This is a genomic window from Pseudomonas sp. KH_017, assembly GCF_057840285.1.
Window position 1 is genome coordinate 5,369,251 of the sequence record NZ_CM174509.1, and the last position, 15,297, is coordinate 5,384,547.

At 60.1% G+C, this 15,297-nt stretch carries 16 protein-coding genes, 1 pseudogene and 1 riboswitch; of the genes and pseudogenes, 7 read left to right on the top strand and 10 right to left on the bottom strand.

Annotated elements, in window-relative coordinates; all coding sequences use genetic code 11:
* Positions 1–95: 95 nt before the first annotated feature.
* The 4 genes from AC3IT6_RS24365 to AC3IT6_RS24380 all read right to left on the bottom strand — a co-directional run bounded on the left by AC3IT6_RS24365 (position 96) and on the right by AC3IT6_RS24380 (position 6,205).
* Positions 96–1,460, bottom strand: a complete 1,365-nt coding sequence (locus tag AC3IT6_RS24365) for a DUF1329 domain-containing protein (protein WP_489353342.1) — start codon at positions 1,458–1,460, stop codon at positions 96–98.
* A gap of 28 nt (positions 1,461–1,488) precedes the next feature.
* Positions 1,489–3,393, bottom strand: coding sequence for a DUF1302 domain-containing protein (locus AC3IT6_RS24370; protein WP_489353344.1), 1,905 nt, complete (start codon positions 3,391–3,393; stop codon positions 1,489–1,491).
* A gap of 338 nt (positions 3,394–3,731) precedes the next feature.
* The gene (locus tag AC3IT6_RS24375; protein WP_489353346.1) at positions 3,732–5,414 is read right to left on the bottom strand and encodes a fatty acid--CoA ligase; all 1,683 of its coding nucleotides are present in this window, start codon (positions 5,412–5,414) and stop codon (positions 3,732–3,734) included.
* A 161-nt stretch (positions 5,415–5,575) separates the two neighbouring features.
* Positions 5,576–6,205, bottom strand: coding sequence for a LysE family translocator (locus AC3IT6_RS24380; protein ID WP_151213820.1), 630 nt, complete (start codon positions 6,203–6,205; stop codon positions 5,576–5,578).
* Between the two features lie 91 nt (positions 6,206–6,296).
* On the opposite strand from AC3IT6_RS24380, the gene AC3IT6_RS24385 reads away from it, so the two are divergent.
* The 3 genes from AC3IT6_RS24385 (at position 6,297) to AC3IT6_RS24395 (ending at position 9,143) form a co-directional block, all read left to right on the top strand.
* Entirely contained in the window at positions 6,297–7,262 is a 966-nt protein-coding gene (locus tag AC3IT6_RS24385) for a 2-hydroxyacid dehydrogenase (RefSeq protein WP_489353348.1), read from the top strand.
* A gap of 33 nt (positions 7,263–7,295) precedes the next feature.
* A complete protein-coding gene (locus AC3IT6_RS24390) occupies positions 7,296–8,294 on the top strand; it encodes a methyltransferase (RefSeq protein WP_223442471.1) in 999 nt (332 codons plus the stop codon).
* 50 nt (positions 8,295–8,344) lie between these two features.
* A riboswitch (yybP-ykoY riboswitch) is annotated at positions 8,345–8,469 on the top strand.
* A gap of 89 nt (positions 8,470–8,558) precedes the next feature.
* The gene (locus tag AC3IT6_RS24395) at positions 8,559–9,143 is read left to right on the top strand and encodes a TMEM165/GDT1 family protein (RefSeq protein WP_008016665.1); all 585 of its coding nucleotides are present in this window, start codon (positions 8,559–8,561) and stop codon (positions 9,141–9,143) included.
* Positions 9,144–9,273: 130 nt separating this feature from the next.
* Here AC3IT6_RS24395 and AC3IT6_RS24400 read toward each other — a convergent pair whose 3' ends face one another.
* A complete protein-coding gene (locus AC3IT6_RS24400; RefSeq protein WP_489353350.1) occupies positions 9,274–10,092 on the bottom strand; it encodes a M48 family metallopeptidase in 819 nt (272 codons plus the stop codon).
* A 233-nt stretch (positions 10,093–10,325) separates the two neighbouring features.
* Here AC3IT6_RS24400 and AC3IT6_RS24405 point away from each other — a divergent pair.
* Positions 10,326–10,448, top strand: a pseudogene (locus AC3IT6_RS24405) (hypothetical protein); the annotation flags it as partial.
* A 161-nt stretch (positions 10,449–10,609) separates the two neighbouring features.
* Here AC3IT6_RS24405 and AC3IT6_RS24410 read toward each other — a convergent pair.
* From AC3IT6_RS24410 to AC3IT6_RS24420, 3 genes are read right to left on the bottom strand one after another with little or no spacing between them, the layout of a single operon-like run.
* Positions 10,610–11,233, bottom strand: a complete 624-nt coding sequence (locus tag AC3IT6_RS24410) for an SOS response-associated peptidase (RefSeq protein ID WP_046041890.1) — start codon at positions 11,231–11,233, stop codon at positions 10,610–10,612.
* Positions 11,234–11,268: 35 nt separating this feature from the next.
* Positions 11,269–11,529 (bottom strand): putative signal transducing protein, encoded by a 261-nt coding sequence (locus AC3IT6_RS24415; RefSeq protein ID WP_489353352.1) that lies wholly within the window; start codon positions 11,527–11,529, stop codon positions 11,269–11,271.
* Between the two features lie 9 nt (positions 11,530–11,538).
* Positions 11,539–11,721 carry a CPXCG motif-containing cysteine-rich protein gene (locus AC3IT6_RS24420; RefSeq protein ID WP_053159662.1) on the bottom strand — a complete coding sequence of 61 codons (183 nt, stop codon included), beginning with the start codon at positions 11,719–11,721 and terminating at the stop codon, positions 11,539–11,541.
* A 139-nt stretch (positions 11,722–11,860) separates the two neighbouring features.
* Between AC3IT6_RS24420 and AC3IT6_RS24425 the strand changes: the two genes are divergently transcribed.
* Positions 11,861–13,027, top strand: coding sequence for a 1-acyl-sn-glycerol-3-phosphate acyltransferase (locus AC3IT6_RS24425; RefSeq protein ID WP_489353354.1), 1,167 nt, complete (start codon positions 11,861–11,863; stop codon positions 13,025–13,027).
* A gap of 76 nt (positions 13,028–13,103) precedes the next feature.
* Here the strand turns inward: AC3IT6_RS24425 and AC3IT6_RS24430 are convergent, their stop codons facing one another.
* On the bottom strand, positions 13,104–13,382 hold the full coding sequence (locus AC3IT6_RS24430; protein WP_007979321.1) for a hypothetical protein: 279 nt from the start codon (positions 13,380–13,382) through the stop codon (positions 13,104–13,106).
* Between the two features lie 190 nt (positions 13,383–13,572).
* Between AC3IT6_RS24430 and AC3IT6_RS24435 the strand changes: the two genes are divergently transcribed.
* Positions 13,573–13,779: a hypothetical protein gene (locus tag AC3IT6_RS24435; RefSeq protein WP_085724026.1), complete on the top strand. Its 207-nt coding sequence runs from the start codon at positions 13,573–13,575 to the stop codon at positions 13,777–13,779.
* Between the two features lie 191 nt (positions 13,780–13,970).
* Here AC3IT6_RS24435 and AC3IT6_RS24440 read toward each other — a convergent pair whose 3' ends face one another.
* Positions 13,971–14,555 carry a YajG family lipoprotein gene (locus AC3IT6_RS24440; protein WP_007973847.1) on the bottom strand — a complete coding sequence of 195 codons (585 nt, stop codon included), beginning with the start codon at positions 14,553–14,555 and terminating at the stop codon, positions 13,971–13,973.
* A gap of 204 nt (positions 14,556–14,759) precedes the next feature.
* On the opposite strand from AC3IT6_RS24440, the gene AC3IT6_RS24445 reads away from it, so the two are divergent.
* The gene (locus tag AC3IT6_RS24445; RefSeq protein ID WP_489353356.1) at positions 14,760–14,999 is read left to right on the top strand and encodes a hypothetical protein; all 240 of its coding nucleotides are present in this window, start codon (positions 14,760–14,762) and stop codon (positions 14,997–14,999) included.
* The last annotated feature ends 298 nt before the right edge of the window (positions 15,000–15,297 follow it).

Below are 15,297 nucleotides of genomic sequence, written 5' to 3' on the forward strand. Positions count from 1 at the left end.
TTGCTACAAATGGCTACAAAAAGTCTACAAACAAAAAAAAACGCCCCGAACCAGTCGGGGCGTTTTCAGAGGGTGCGGCCTCTACTCAGTTCACCTTAGCGAACACCATCCTGACGCAAGGCGGCCGGGGTGAAGTCGCTGGTGGTGGCAGTGAAGCCGAAGTCATACGCCGACTTCTCTTCGTTCTTCATGCCCAGTGCCAGGTAACGACCCGATTGCAGGTCGTACAGGGCTTCAAGGGCATACCACGGCACTTGCTTGTCGTAGTAGTTCTCGGCATGGGCCTCGGCGACGCGCCACAGTTGACCGCGACCGTCGTAATGGTCGATCACCGCTGCTTGCCAGGTGTCTTCGTCGATGTAGAAATCACGCTTGGCGTAGATGTGACGCTGACCCTCCTTCAGGGTTGCAACCACATGCCACACACGGCGCAACTCGTAACGCGCCAGATCCTGGTTGATGTGACCGGCCTTGATGATGTCGGTGTACTTGAGCTTCGGATCGTCGAGCTTGTAGGCATCGGAGCCGATGTACATCTCTTTCTTGCCTTCAAGCTTCCAGTCGTAACGATCCGGTGCACCGTTGAACATGTCCAGGTTGTCGGAAGTACGCAGGCCGTCGGCTGCAGTACCCGGGCCGTCATAGGACACTTGCGGCGCACGGCGCACACGACGCTGACCGGCGTTGTAGACCCACGCCGAACGCGGCTCCTTCACCTGATCGAGGGTCTCGTGCACCAGCAGCACACCACCGGCCAGACGAGCCGGCGCTGTCACTTTCTGCTTGAAGTAGAACAGGATGTTGCCCGGGTTCGCCGGATCGTAGTCCTTCATCTTGTCGCGGAACACGAACTGGTCCTGGAAGTACACCAGGCTGAACGAGCCGTTCGGTTGTGGTGTGGCCTGGGTCACCAGGCGGGTCACGCTACCACCGCGATAACGGGTGATGTGGTTCCAGATGACTTCAACGCCGCTTTTCGGAATCGGGAACGGAATGGCGGTTTCAAAGTTCTCCAGGCCGTTGCCGCCGGACACCAGTTTGGTGTTGGTGGCGTTCTTCTTGATGGCGGCGAACACATCATCCGGCACGGTGGCACCGCGATGGGACGGATAGACCGGCATCTTGAAGGTTTCCGGGTAGCGCTTGAACATTGCGTACTGGCCCGGGGCAAGCTTGTCCTTGTACTGGTCGACGTTCTGCGCCGTGATGGTGAACAGCGGTTTTTCGCTGGCGAACGGATTGGACAGGAAACCTTTGCTGTCGACCGTACCGGCGTTCTTCGCCATCGGCTTCCAGGCCGGGATCGAACCGTCGGCGTTACCTGCCATTTCAGCGCCCATCGGGGTCAGGCTCTTGCCCAGCTTGTCGGCCTCGGCCTGGGGAACCGCTGCGATGACGCTGGTCGCCAGCAGCGAAAGGCCCAGAACACCGGCGTGGAACAGACTCTTTGTTATTTTCATATGTGTGTTCGTCCTGAAAATACTGTGCTTAGAAGTTCACGCCGAGGCTGAGCGCAACGAAGTCGCGGTCATCCACGGTGGTGTACTTGCCGTCGAAGAAGTTGGTGTAGGCCAGGCTCGCGGTGTAGGTGTTCTGGTACTCGGCGTCGACACCCAGGCTCACCGCCTTGCGGCCTTCCTCGAAGTTGCCGCCAGGGCCAGGGGAGTAACCGCTCACGTCATGGGACCAGGCAACGTTCGGTTTGAGGTTCACACCGGCAAACACGTCGTTGTATTCCCAGATGGCACGACCGCGGTAGCCCCACGAAGTCGCGGTGGTGAAACCTTCGTCGTTGCAGTTGCGGCTGCGGTTGTTGGTCGGCGTACCCGGGCCGGCACCGTTGATGGTACTGGTGTTGAGCGCCACGCAGGTATCGAGCGCGCCAGAGGCTGGCAACTCACCCGGGCCGTAGACCGGATCGCGGCCATAACGAACGTCGGAAGTGCTTTCCAGACCGCCGACGTGGGTCACGCCCACTTCGCCCACCAGGGTCAGACGGCTGGCGCCCATGACCTGATCGAAGAAGTGCGTCAGGGTGGTCTGGAACTGGGTGATTTCCTTGCGACGATACCCGTGCAGGTCCTGACCCGGCACGCCGGTAAGCAGCGATGCATTGGTCAACGGGTTGTTCGGGTTGTTGTTGCCTATAGGACGGACACCGGAGAACAGGATGTCGGTGGAGTTGAGCTGCACCGGAGCGTTCGGACGGTAGCTGATCTCACCGCTCCACGCCGTACCGGTAGGCAGGGTGGTGGAGAAGCTCAGGCCGTAGAGGCGGATGTCTTCCGGGTATTCGATGAAGTACTGCGAGTTACCCGCCACCAACAACGGCGCCAGCGCGGCGAACGGGGTACCTTGGAGTGATGCTGCAGTGTTGAAGACCGACTGCGGCGCGCCTGTTGCGCTGAAGATCGGCGCACGGCTGTGGTAGTTCATGAAGTAGGCGCCGAACTCGGTGTCCAGCGGATCGAACATGTACTTGAAGGACGCGCCCCACTGACCGCTGTCGCGGGCATCGCGATCGGGGCCACGACGCACCAGAACACCCTCATTGTTGACATCGACGCCGTTGGCGGCCAAAGGCCCCAGGGCAATGGCCGGAATTTGCGAGCGCTTGGCCAGTACGCGCAGGTTGTCGTCGCAGCCGTCGGCAACGATGTCCGGCTGGGAGAAGAACGTGCCGCAGTTGTCGACGACGGTCTGGTCCCATTCAATTTGATAGAACGCTTCGGCCGAGAGGTTTTCGGTCAGGCTCTGGGACACATAGAACATGTTGACCGGGATCAGGCCTTCCTTGATCTCGGCACCCGGACGACGGAACGCGGACACGTCGATCGGGTTGATCGAGTTGATGCCACCACCGATGAAGGTACTTTCACCCCAGCTCACGACCTGCTTGCCCAGACGCACAGAGCCTGGCTGATCGGCAATGGCGTAGTTGTGGTAGACGAAGGCGTCGAGGATCTGGCCGCCGGCAGACTTGGCGCCTTCCTTGCGGCCCTCGTCGCTGATGTCCTTGAACGGACGGCTTTCGTCCTTCAGTTCAAAGTCGTACCAGTATTTGCCACGGACGAAAACACCGGTATCGCCGTATTTCAGTTCAAGGTCATGGATGCCCTTGAAGATCTTCGAGAAGGTTTCGCCGCTCTTGAAGTTCAGGTGACCGTCATCAGAAGTCTGGGACAGACCCTTGCCGCCGTTGTTGACACCGATGAGGTTCTTGTTGGCACTTTCGGTAGACCAACTGGCACCAACCGACAGGGATGAGTCGAACTGACCTTCGATTTCACCGACGTTGAAACTGACGCCGAATGCTGGCCCGGCGAGCGTAGAGGCAAGACTGACAGCCAGGGGCAGTTTCGCCCGGCGCCAGAACTGGTTAACTGATGTCATCGACGCTACTCCATGTGCATTTTATTTTTATGGCAAGAGCACTTCTAAAAACGCTGTGGATAACCGGGAGCCATGGCATCCCAAAGTCATTCCAAAGTTGCATCGCCCCGGTTCGTGCGGTTGCCCCGTTCTTAAAAATCCTTGAGCGGACTATAGCCAGCAGGTAGTAGCGCTTGATCCCTCTAAAGTGTGATTTGCAGTTGCCAGCCACTCTGGAACAGTCCTTTCGCCAGTCCGACACCCGTCGGCACGGCAAGGATGGCTGAAAATTTTGATTTGACAAGCCAAGCGCTTGCTTGGTGGGGCTGGCGTGCCCTTTCGGGCACGCCGGGAGACGCTTAAAGCGTCGAGAGGAAGGTGCTGTTGGTGGCTTGCCATTCGGTGATGTCGACGCGAATGCGCTTCTTGTCGAGTTTGCCGACGCTGGTCTTGGGAATTTCAGTAACAAGGGCGATCTGGCTCGGAATCGCCCACTTGCTCAAGTGCCCCAGCTCCACAAACGGTTTGAGGTGTTCCTTGAGTTCCCGGGCCCCGATTGCATGACCCTCACGGAGCACCAGCAGGGCAAACGGCCGCTCGCCCCACTGCGGATCGGGGATCCCCACCACTGCTACTTCACGTACCGCCGCATGACGGCTGATCAGGTCTTCCAGGTCCAGGGAGGAGATCCACTCGCCACCGGTCTTGATCACGTCCTTGATCCGGTCACGAATGTCGATCACGCCCATGCTGTCCAGGGTCGCCACGTCACCGGTGTGCAGCCAGCCTCCGGCCCAGAGCTCGGCGCCCTTCTGCGGCTCGTTGAAATAGCCCTCGGTCAGCCATGGTGCGCGTAACACCAGCTCGCCCTGGGTCTCGCCGTCGGCGGGCAGGAAGTTGCCCTCGGTGTCGACGATCGCCGCCTCCACCAGCGGCCCCGGCACGCCGGCCTTGATCCGGTAAGTGGTGCGTTCGTCTTCGGTACCGGCCATCAATTCGTCGTTGAGGTGCGCGCACGACACCAGTGGCCCGGTTTCCGACATGCCGTAGGCGGCGGTCAACTGAATGCCTTTGGCCTTGGCTGCCTCGTACAAGGTGCGGTTCAGGGCGCTGCCGCCGATGACGATTTTCCAGCCGCCGAAGTCGACGTTCTGCGCGGCCTTGGCATTGAGGACCATCTGCAAAATGGTCGGTACGCAATGGGAGAACGTGACCTTCTCCTTGCGCCACAACTCCACCAGGTACTCCGGGTCATAGCGGCCGGGATACACCTGCTTGAGCCCGAGCATGGTCGCCACATACGGCAAGCCCCAGGCGTGCACGTGGAACATCGGGGTGATCGGCATGTACACGTCGTTGGTGCCCAGCAGGCGCACGCTATCGATCGCGCCCATGATGGTCGACACGCCCATGGTGTGCAGCACCAGTTGCCGATGGGTGAAGTACACGCCCTTGGGGTTGCCGGTGGTACCGGTGGTATAGAACGTGGTCGCGACCGAGTTTTCGTCGAAATCCTCGAAGTCGTACTGCGGGCTCGCTGCAGCCAGCAGCTGTTCGTACTCGCCGACGAGGTTCGGCAGGTCCGCGGTTTTTTCCGGCAGGTCAGTCAGCAGCAGGGTCTTGTCGACCGTGGTCAGTTGCCCCTCGATGGCCTTGTAGAGGCCGACGAACTCGCTGTTGACCAGCACAAAGCGGTCCTCGGCGTGGTTCATGGTGTAGAGGATCTGTTCCGGCGACAGGCGCACGTTGATGGTGTGGATCACCGCACCGATCATCGGGATGGCGAACATGCATTCCAGGTAACGATGGCTGTCCCAGTCCATCACACCCACGGCATCCCCGGGCTTGACCCCGGCCGCAGTCAGCACGTTGGCCAGGCGGGCCACCCGTTCGATCAGGGTCGGATAGCTATAGCGCAACTTGTCGCGGTAGATGATCTCGCGGGTTTTCTCATAACGGGCACCGGACATCAGCAGCCGTTTGATCAACAGCGGGTACTGGTAAGCGCCTTCGGCCGGGGGGATAACGCGAGTCTGCAACATAATAATCCCTTTAATCTGACTGCACGGTCGTGACTGAAAGTACGCACTGTAGTGCCCTTGAACGCCAGCCAAATCAGCCAAAGGAATGATTTGCAGAACCCTGCAGATACTAGCGTTGCGCCACCATCCGCAGGGATTCTCTGTCTGTAGTCACTACGAAATCAATGCATCTCGGTAAAAGCCAGCTTCACGCCAATCGCAATCAGCACCGCGCCCATGGTCCGGTCGAACCAGTGACCCATGCGGGCGAAACCGGCGCGTACGCGCTGCTGGCTGAACAGCATCGCTACCAGGCAGAACCAGACCGCTGTCGCCACCGCCAGGTAAACCCCGTAACCGGCCTGCACGGCCAGTGGCGTTTGCGGATTGATGACCACGGTGAACAGCGAGAGGAAGAACAGCGTGGCTTTCGGGTTGAGGCCGTTGGTGACAAAACCCGAGGTGAAGGCACCACGGGCAGTGCGCTCGCCGGCTTCCTTGTGCAGATCGTCCGCCACAGGCTTGGCCGGTTGCGCGCGCAGGGCCTTGTAACCGATGTACAGCAGGTAAGCGGCGGCGGCCCATTTCAAGGCATTGAACAACACGATCGACTGGGACACGATCAGGCCGATACCCAACAGCGAGTAACCCACGTGCAGGAAAATCGCCGTACCCACACCCAGCGCGGTCCAGGTGCCCGCGCGGCGACCGTGGGTAACACTCTCGCGCACCACCACGGCAAAGTCCGGGCCGGGACTGGCCACGGCCAGCAGGTGAATCAGGGCAACGGTCAAGAACTCTGTCCAGTACATGAGGGCTCCTTCAGGCCAAGCGTAACTATTTATTTCATCTGGTAGGCTCGGCAGATTACGCCTTCAGTTCATTGCACAAAAGGTACAGTTGATGACGAACACTCGCCGCGCCGTTTTCCTCGACCACCCGTCCCTGGACCTCGGCGACCTTGACCTAAATCCGCTGCGCAGTTGTTTCAGCGATTTGCAGCTGTTCGCCCAGACCTTGCCCGATCAAGTCATCGAACACCTCAAGGGCGCCACCGTCGCCATCAGTAACAAGATCCTGATCGATGCCGCCGCCATGGCCGCCAACCCTGATCTCAAGCTGATCCTGATCACCGCCACCGGCACCAACAACGTCGACCTCGCCGCCGCCCGCGCCCATGGGATTACCGTGTGTAACTGCCAGGGTTACGGCACACCGTCGGTGGCGCAGCACACGATCATGCTGCTGCTCAACCTGGCCACACGCCTGGCCGATTATCAAAAGGCCGTCGGCGAAGGCCGCTGGCAGCAGGCCAGACAGTTCTGTTTGCTGGATTACCCGATCGTCGAACTCGAAGGCAAAACCCTCGGCCTGCTGGGTCATGGCGAATTGGGTGGCGCGGTCGCACGGCTGGCTGAAGCCTTCGGCATGCGCGTTCTGCTGGGACAAATTCCCGGACGCCCTGCCCGGCCGGACCGCTTGCCGCTGGATGAACTGTTACCGCAAATCGATGCACTGACTCTGCACTGCCCGCTCAACGAGCACACCCACCACTTCATCGGCGCCCGTGAACTGGCCGCGATGAAGCCCGGCGCGTTCGTGGTCAACACCGCCCGCGGTGGATTGATTGATGAACAGGCGCTGGCCGACGCCTTGCGCAACGGGCATCTGGGCGGCGCCGCCACTGACGTGTTGAGCGTCGAGCCTCCCGTCAACGGCAATCCGCTGCTGGCCCACGACATCCCGCGCCTGATCGTCACCCCGCACAATGCCTGGGGCAGCCGCGAAGCGCGCCAGCGGATCGTTGGCCAAGTGACCGAAAACGCACAGGGATACTTCAGCGGTAAGGCGCTGCGGGTCGTCAGTTGATAAACTGCGGCACTTTTTTCCACGGGAGCAGTTATGGATCCGCGCAGTGAAGTACTGCTTCGTCAGGCCGAGTTATTCCAGGGTTCGGTGTTGTTGGCCGGTTTGCCCGCCGACGACTTGCTGGGCCGTCTGCCCGAAGCTCATGGCTGGTGCTGGCACGCCGGCGATCAGGCCGCGCTGGACGCCCGCTTCGCCGAGCGCAGCCATTTTGGCGTGAATGCGCCGCAGCGCGAGTTCGATAGCGCCGTAGTCTTTCTGCCCAAGGCCAAGGACCTGACCGACTACATCCTCAACGCCCTCGCCTCGCGGCTGGCCGGCCGCGAGCTGTACCTGGTCGGCGAGAAAAAAAGCGGCATCGAAGGTGCCGCCAAACAACTCAACCCGTTCGGCAAGCCGCGCAAACTCGACAGCGCGCGCCACTGCCAGCTCTGGCTGGTCACCGTGGCCAACGCGCCTGAAGCCAAACCGCTGGAAAGCCTGGCGCAGACCTACGAACTGCCGCTGGCCGAAGGCCCGTTGAAGGTCATCAGCCTGCCGGGGGTGTTCAGCCATGGTCGCCTCGATCGCGGCAGCGCGCTGCTGCTGGAGCATCTGGACAAACTGCCCAGCGGTCACTTGCTCGATTTCGGTTGCGGCGCAGGGGTTCTGGGCGCCGCAGTGAAACGTCGTTACCCGCACAACCAGGTCACGTTGCTGGATGTGGATGCCTTCGCCGCTGCCAGCAGTCGTCTGACCCTGGCGGCCAATGGTCTGGAGGCCGAGGTGATTACCGGTGACGGCATCGATGCCGCGCCGATGGGTTTGAGTGCGATCCTGAGCAATCCGCCGTTCCATGTCGGTGTGCACACCGACTATTTCGCAACGGAGAACTTGCTGCGAAAAGCAGCCAAACATCTGAAAAACGGTGGCGAACTTCGCCTGGTAGCGAACAGCTTCCTGAAGTATCAACCGCTGATCGAAGAGCACCTTGGCGTGTGTGCGATCAAGGCCGAAGGACAGGGCTTCCGGATCTACCGAGCCAAACGCGGTTGAACTTCGTTTGAAAAAGAAGGCTTGCCGAATGGATTTTGCCTAGGCAGAATCCGCTCCGTCCTAGGGGAGTAGTCTCCCACGAGCGCCACGCTCGTCCGGCATGCGTCAACATACTTGGTCCTCAGACCATGGCGCATGCGACCCAAGCATCCACATCAGATGGATCGCAGGGTTTGACAAGACCTATGACACGAACACCTTACCCGGGGCGGGAAGGCTGTACGTGTCATAGCCGTGTCGACCCGCCCCTTAGGAAAACCCCTGATGCTGGATTCACTACTCGTACCTACCGCAATCGTTGCCTTGGCCGAAATCGGCGACAAGACGCAACTGCTCGCGCTCATTCTCGCTGCCCGTTTCCGCAAGCCCTGGCCGATCATCGCCGGTATCGTCGCCGCAACCCTGGCCAACCACGCGGCCGCCGGTGCTGTCGGTGCCTGGGTCGGCAGTTTCTTCTCGGATACGATGCTGCACTGGATCCTCGCCGCAAGCTTCGCCGCCACGGCACTGTGGACCCTGGTCCCGGACAAGATGGATGACGACGAGGCCAGCACCGCCCGCAAGTTCGGGCCGTTCCTGACCACGCTGATCGCGTTCTTCCTGGCGGAAATCGGCGACAAGACGCAGATCGCGACCGTGATGCTGGCTGCACAGTATCCGGAGCTGTGGCTGGTGATCATCGGCACCACCCTCGGCATGCTGATTGCCAACGTGCCCGTGGTATTGGCCGGTAACTTTGCCGCAGACAAATTGCCCTTGACCCTGATCCGTCGACTGGCGGCGTCGGCGTTCTTCATCCTGGCGATTGTCGCGGTGTACAAGGCGATGCAGAGCAGCGGGTGGGTTTAACGGTTTAGGTCGATAGACCGCGTTATCGTTCTTCGCGAGCAAGCCCGCTCCCACAGGGTTCGGCGTCGAGCACAAAACCAATGTGGGAGCGGGCTTGCTCGCGAAGAGGCCAGTAGCCTCAGCATGACTATCAGGACTTCCTGGCCTGCTCATACAAAGGCATGACCTTCGGAATCGCCGCCTGCAACGCCGCAATACGGCTAGACGACGCCGGGTGAGTGCTCATGAACTCCGGTGGCGAACCTTCCGAGGCCTTGCTCATCTTGTTCCACAGGGTGATCGCGGCATTCGGGTTGTAACCGGCGCGGGCTGCCAGCTCCAGGCCGATCAGGTCCGCCTCGTTTTCATTGGCGCGGCTGTTGGGCAAGGTCATACCGTAGTTGGCCACGGTATCGGCCAGGGCCATGGTGTCCTGCCCCAATCCCAACAAGGCGCCGGCGCCCTGCTTCGCCATTTCCATGCCGTACGCCTTGGACATCGCTTCACGACCGTGCTCGCGCAGGGCGTGGGCAATTTCATGGCCCATGATCGCGGCGATTTCATCGTCGGTCAGTTGCAGGCTGTCGATCAGCCCGGTGTAAAAGATGATCTTGCCGCCAGGGCCGCAGTTGGCGTTGAGTTCATCGCTCTTGATCAGGTTGACTTCCCACTTCCACTGGGCCGCGTCCGGACGGAAGTTCGGCGCCTGGGCAATCAGCCGGTCGGCAATCAGCTGAACCCGCCGGGCTTCATTACTGGTCTTGTCCAGTACACCTTTGCTGGACGCCTCGCCCACTGTCTTCTGATAGGACTGGGCGTACATCTGGTCGACCTCTTGCGCGGACAACATGCTGAACATGTATTGCTTGCGCTCCACACCCACGGCGCCACCACTGGTGGTATTGACCGACTGGCAACCGGTGAGCAGCAGCGCCGCGCCCAGTGCACTGACAACCAAAATCTTGTTCATCAAAAAACTCCCTGAAAACATGCCGCGTATCCTAGGCGTGGAAATGTATCGGCGCCAGATACAATGGACGTAAGACGCACAATTCGGACAAAGCTCTCATCGCTGTAGAAAAAATTCACATACGGCGACAACCCGCCGCCCATCACGCCGCGCATTGATTCAATTACGACATCAGGCACGCAAAAACAGTCATTTCAACTGCCCGCGCTCATACCCGCCCGCTCAAGCAGATGGCCGAGATCGATCAGGTGACCAATGAAGTGTCCGGTGGTGCGGATGAGTCGAGCGCGGCCAGTGCGGACTTGACCAAGTTGGCGGAACAGCAGCGGCGGTTGATCAATCAGTTCAGGGTTTGACCTTCAGGCCCTCTTCGCGAGCAAGTCGGATCGCCGCACCGCCGCTCCCACATTTGATCTTCAGTGAACACAGAATATGTGTACGACAGAGTTCCAGTGTGGGAGCGGCGGTGCGGCGATCCGACTTGCTCGCGAAGGGGCCAGCACTGACACCAAAAAACTCAACCCGGGGTCAAACACTCCGGACCATTGAGTTTCGGATCATTCACCATGTTGGCCAGGACCCGTTCGCGCAATGCGGCAGGCTCACTGGCCAGCAAGGCTTGCAAAGCATGCAACGGCGTCTCGGGATCCAGCCACGCGGCCTGCCCCGCCTCATCAAGAATCAACGGTCGCCGCTGGCTCGCCGCCGGCTGGGTGATCACCGCGGTACTCAGCCACACCTGCTCTTGCACCGGATACGCCTCCCAGATCGCCGCGAAAAATAATGACGAGCCCTCCCCCGGTGTCAGCCAGTACGGGCGCTTGCGCGTCGTACCGCGCCATTCGTAGAAACCATTGGCCGGCAACAGGCAGCGGCGCTCGCGCAAGGCCTGGCGAAACATTGGCTGTTCGGCAACGGTTTCGGCGCGGGCGTGGGCCGGGGTGCGGGACAGATCGGTCAGCCAGGGTGGCGTCAGGCCCCAGCGGGCGCGGGCCAGCGTGCGCTGGCCGTCAGGTTCGGCCCGCAGCATCAACACCGAATCATTGGGGGAAATGTTCCACTGCGCCTGCTGGTCGGCGGGAAAACCGGGCAGCGCCGCGAAGGCGGGGTTCCAGCGAAACAGGGCATAACGTCCACACATGGGGCAACACGGCTCTTGATCAAACGAACGCCAGCCTAACAGACCAGCGTGCCGGGAAAGCTGTCCGGTTCATCGCCGGACAGTGGCAGCGCGCCATTGTACGCGGTGATCAGCTCGCGGGCGTATTCGGCCTGGTCGTTCTCGACGGACAGCCCGAGCAGGCCATAGATCGGCAACTCGCCGCTGCCTCCGAGCAAATCACGGCCCACCAGATGCGCCTCGATACCCTCGCTGGCGAGCATGCCTTGCAGCAACTCGCCTTCCATCAGGTTTTCCGGATCGTAGATGCGCTGCATACACGCTCCTCACTCGTTTTCGCTGAACACTTCGAGATGCCATTCCTCTTCATGAACCTGCAACACGAAGGTTATCGGCCGGCAGCACACCTGACAGTCTTCAATATAGGTCTGATCGCCACCGGACAAATCCAGCGTCGTCTCGACTTCCTCACCACAATACGGACATTCATATTGCGCAGTTTCCAGCATCGCGGTCTCCCAGGTGACTTGTGCGTATAATCGCCGGTCTATTTGCAGGGCTATTTTTGTCTGGCTACTTTTTCAGACCGTACCCTGCCGGTTTTCAATCAAAACCTTTACTTACCCTAGCCGTTTCTAACAAGAGAGCATGATGGGCGAATTCGATGCCATCCGACCTTACGACGACAGTGAAGTCCCGGCAGTGCTGGCACGACTGCTCGGCGACAAGGCGTTTCTAGATATCCTCACCCACTTCCGCTTCCCGCGTTTCGCCGGCGCTTTAGGCTGGGCACTCAAACCTCTTATAGCCCATCGGCTGCGCCGTGAGTTTGCCGGCATTACCTCGGTGGCCACGTTACAGGATAAAGTCGAGCATTACGTCGACCACACCATTGAGCGCGCCACCGACGGTGTTACCTATACCGGGGTGGAGCAATTCAAGTCCGGCAGCGCCTACCTGTTCATCGCCAACCACCGCGACATCGTGATGGACCCGGCCTTCGTCAACTATGCCGTGTACCACGCCGGCCTGCCGACCCCGCGCATCGCCATTGGCGACAACCTGCTGCAAAAGCCTTTCGTCAGCGACCTGATGCGCCTGAACAAGAGCTTCATCGTGCACCGCTCGATCAGCGGACGCCGGGAAAAAATGGCGGCTTATCAGCTGTTGTCGGCGTACATCAATCATTCGATCCGCAACGATTGCGCCTCGATCTGGATCGCCCAGGCCGAAGGCCGCGCCAAGGACGGTGACGACCGTACCGAATCGGCGATTCTCAAGATGTTCCACATGAGCCGCAAGGACGAGCCGTTCGGCGAAGTCATTCAGTCGCTGAACCTGACCCCGGTGTCGATCAGCTACGAGTACGACCCGTGCGACCAGGCCAAGGCCCGCGAGCTTTACATCCGCGCCACCACCGGCAGCTACACCAAGGTGTCGGGCGAGGATGACGTGAGCATCGCCAAGGGCATCACCGGCTACAAGGGCCGGGTGCATGTGAACTTTGCCGCGCCGATCACCGAACTGTTCGACGACACCAAGCAATTGGCGGTCGAGATGGACAGGCAAATCCTCAGCGGATACCGCTTGTTCCCGGTGCACTACCTGGCTTATGCACAGTGGAAGGACGCCGATCCGCAGTTGCAGGTGCCGAAAGCGGCTGAGGTGTTCCCGGCCGAGGAACTGGTCAAGGCCCAGGAAGAATGGCAACACCGCCTGGACGCCTGCCCTGAAGAGTATCGTCCATTCCTGGTGCTGCAATATGCGACGCCGGTGCGCAATCAGTACCGCGTGAAGGCAGGGTTGCCGCTGTAAGCGGTTTCGGCCAGATGTGAAAACGGCGCCCTCGAGGCGCCGCTTTTGTATCTGTTCACCACAGGTTTGCGGTTATTCAGACTTGCGTGCTGATCCACGACACCAGCAGCGCCATCCCCATGCAAGCAAAGCCGAAGATGTAGAAAAACCGGTTCATGCGCAAGGTCGCCCAATCCAGCGTGGGCTCTACGTTGGGGCTGCTCTGGCGCTGCGCCTGCAAACTGGCCATCGCGCGCAGTTCGCGACGACGGGTGGCGTGCAGCAACCAGCCGCCCGGGAAGGCAAAGAGCAAGGCCAGCAGATTGATCAATTTGGCGGGATGGGCAGTAAACAGCGTCATCAAGTGCAGCGACATCACAAACCTCAGGTAAATCAGGTGGCAGGTGCCGGGCCGGCGACCGCGGCGCGAATTCTACCGAAAGCCTGCGCACCTGCCCTCTGTTTCCGACAAATAACGAAGCAATTGATCAATGGCTGTCCTGAGTCACGGCTTCGTCATCTGTATCGGCGACCATATGCGCCTCGAAACCGACAGGGACCACGTCATGCTCCACGCCGAAAACCAGGATCGTCTTTACCTCATCACCCCCAGCGAAGAACAACAAGCCCTCGTCGGCAGTCTCGCTTTCAATGTTCAGGACCGCCATTGGCTGGTGTATTGCGCACTCGGTGGCCACCAGCATGCGGATTTACCGGAGACGGATTTGCTTACCGGTGTGAGCGTGCTGGACTTCTACTCGCAAGCTGCCTGACACCCCTGGACTCCTGTGGGAGCGGGCTTGCTCGCGAAGGGGGCGTGTCAGTCGACAACCTTGCTGACTGACACAACGTTTTCGCGAGCAAGCCCGCTCCCACAGTGGGCCGGTGTATATCCACAAAAAACGCAGACATGAAAAAGCCCGGGACCATCGCTGGCACCGGGCTTTTTCGCATCCAGCGAAGGTTATTCGCCGAGAATCTGACCCACGGTCGGGTCCTTGAACAGGCGGGTCAACGCATCGCTCAGCACATCGCTGACCAGCTTGGTGTTGGTTTCCTGGTTCGGCGCCATACCGAAGCGCTGGTCCAGGGACGAACCATAACGGCCGCTGTAGCGACGGTTGGCGTTCTGCACATCCGAGCGGAACGTCGCGCCGATGGTGGCTTCGGTCACGTACATGCCTTCCTTGGGTGACTGGTACTTCAACTCCGCCAGGGTCACGGTCAGTTGCGGTGCATTCATGGCGTTGTTCGTCGGGGTAAAGCCCAACAGCCGCACGGCGGCTTCAGCCTGGGCCTGAAGCTTCGGCAGGATCTGCGCGCCCTGCACGGTGATCGCGCTGGTCTCCGGGTATAGACCACCACGGGTGCCCAGCGTCGGCGACGGGCGACCGTCCACTACACGCACCACGACGGGCTGGCCATGGCCGACCGGGGCCAACTGGGCGGTCAGCTTGGGTTCCGGGCTCAGTTGTTGCGGGCTGTGGGCGCAGCCAACCAGGGTCAAACTGGTCACAGTGATCAAACCGAACAACAGGCGTTGCAACATGCTCTTCTCTCCAGAATCAGGCACAAACAGGCCGGCAGTATAGCGGTGCGCCACTGCGGGTAACCAGCACCGCACAGTGTTTGATGAAATCTCTGACAAGCCCTTGGCAATGCGGTTCCTGTCATACAGATGTCACCCCCCATACACTTGCACGTAATGGCCTACAGGCAATCTTCTCGGCAGACACCCAAACGGTATTTCGCCATGCGCCATCTGATCTCTCTGTTCGCGCCACGCCCACTGCATCGCAGCTTCGCCCTGCTCGACCGCAACGGCCACTGCCAGGCCTTCAAGCAGTGCAGTCTTCAGCCCATGGGCGATGGCTGGGTTGAAATCGAAGAGATCCGCCTGAACTGGCTGAATCAACCGCTGCCTGCCGGCGCCCGGGTCGTTTCGCAGCAGCACCGGCCACGCTCGCGTGCACAGCAACTGATGACGACCTGACCAAACACCTAATAAAAGTCATTAAACACGACCATTTCCCTGCGTTTCTTAGATACAATCTCCCCCCGATTATAAGGACGTCTCCTGATCGGGCCTCGCAGCATCGTCAATGCGCTTGTATTGACACCCCGCACCGCCCACAGAGAGCCGCCCACACAGATCGAGTGAAGCTGGCGCGCTTGCTGTTTTTGTTGAGCAAAACCTCCACTTTTCGCGAATCTGCAGAGCTGTCATTACGCTCGGTCACTGAGCTGTTTGCCCGTTTTGCCTGCCCTGTATCCCATGGCGGCAATCCATC